Here is a 963-nt window from a genome sequence, read left to right as displayed (position 1 = left end):
TTTTTAGTTAAAAAATTTAAAATAAAATTTTTGTTTTATAAAAATCAGGACTAATATATGATGATTCTTACAGAAGCACTTTAGCTAAAAATTAGTTAGTTTTTACTTGTTTTTTACCACAGTACGTTGTTACCATACGTACTTTTTTACAACGTTCCTCCATCAGGCCAATTTTTCCAATGATTATTTGGCTGTTCAGTCGGTTTGTAAAATTCCGCTTGTCCAGTTTCAAGAACCTTGGCTATTTGCTTAAAAGTTTTGCTTTTACTCGGAATTTCGGAATCCGCACAGTCTGGATGATTCCATTCCGTCAATTCCATAATCTTTGGTAAATCCATTGGGATTCGCTCTCTGACTTCCTTTTCAGTTGCTTCAAATTCTTTATTGTATTCAGGCTCTAAACCTCTCAAAAATTCCCAAATGAAAATTTTGTCTTCTTCTTCGAGTTCAATTCCTTTATTCAGATAAAATTCTCGATCGTGATTAATGCTCAATTCTTTTCCGCGCAAAAGCATAGTTTTCGCCTTTGGATTAAGACTTTCCAAATATTCTTCATCAAAAGTCGAGTTGTCAGTACTATTATCCGTTATGTATAAAAAGTTTGCGTTATCAGTTCCAGGCTTTGTGTCTATGCAGTTACCAAAAATGTGCATACAATTGGAAATTCCGTTGTGTCCTCCGCCACGATAATTAAATCCAATTACTTCGATTACTAAAGCCCAGCGTTTTTCGTCTCGATAAGCACTCAATTTAGAATGAACAGGATAAACATATCCATTATCCAACATTGGAAACGTAAAATCCTCCACACACTTGTCAAGTTGCTTTAAAATATCCTTTGATGAATATTCCTTTTTTTTCTTAAATCCGAAAATGTTCATTCGTATGTATGGTAACGGTCTCGTGTATGAGCAGTAGCGGATTTCTAGCTACTACTTTTCGGATTACAATATACTTTAATAA

Annotated in this window: 1 protein-coding gene; it reads right to left on the bottom strand. The window is 33.7% G+C overall.

Going from position 1 to position 963, the window contains the following annotated elements:
• Nucleotides 1-146: 146 nt before the first annotated feature.
• Nucleotides 147-881, bottom strand: coding sequence for a DUF7003 family protein (locus BFJ87_RS13150; RefSeq protein WP_077405418.1), 735 nt, complete (start codon nt 879-881; stop codon nt 147-149).
• Between the last annotated feature and the right edge of the window lie 82 nt (nt 882-963).

The organism is Cellulophaga omnivescoria, assembly GCF_001999725.1.
Taxonomy (GTDB): Bacteria; Bacteroidota; Bacteroidia; order Flavobacteriales; family Flavobacteriaceae; genus Cellulophaga; species Cellulophaga omnivescoria.
The sequence above is the reverse complement of the archived record's forward strand: the minus strand, read 5'-3'. Positions and strand labels throughout refer to the sequence as shown.

Bases quoted from the DNA above. Each gene is read 5' to 3' on its own strand.
- BFJ87_RS13150 (WP_077405418.1), bottom strand. From the start codon at position 881: ATGAACATTTTCGGATTTAAGAAAAAAAAGGAATATTCATCAAAGGAT.